This window comes from Vibrio sp. 1402, assembly GCF_033340275.1.
In genome coordinates this window covers 1-503 of record NZ_JAWOWE010000789.1, presented here as the reverse complement: position 1 = coordinate 503, position 503 = coordinate 1, and the positions used below count along the sequence as shown (strand labels likewise).

Annotated in this window: 1 pseudogene; it reads right to left on the bottom strand. The window is 50.3% G+C overall.

What is annotated here, in order from left to right:
• Positions 1-503 (bottom strand): annotated as a pseudogene (locus R7044_RS28510) (type IV secretion system protein TraC); the annotation flags it as partial.

Below are 503 nucleotides of genomic sequence, written 5' to 3'. Positions count from 1 at the left end.
CGACGGTCTTCATGATTTTTTAAGGCCTCAGCCACATCATCAACCAACATGGCACGACCTTTTTTCTCCCACAGTTCACGGGTCTGACGCTTTAGGTTGGCCATCTGAAAATCAGTTAATGACTGCGTAGGTGCGGCCATTGCGGCCAATAACCCAACCAACACATCCGCTTCTTCGTCATAGTCCTCAACGATTTCAAACGGATTTAAGCAAATGCCACTGTCTCGCCCGAACTGTAAGAACTCACCGTCATAGACTTCACACAGCTTTTCATAAGAGCGGCCAACATCAATCACCCAGCATTGCCCGCCTTCTGATAAGTAGGAGGAGATGATTTCGTTCACCAGGAATGACTTACCCGACCCTGATTGCGCCGCGATGCAACAGTTGTAATTACTGCCCGAGTCATAAAGGGACACAGTCATGATCTGGCCATTGCGGGAAGCGATGTGAGTGACGGGCGTGCCGGTGCCTTTCCAGTCGGCAAAGAAGGTCAAGGGATG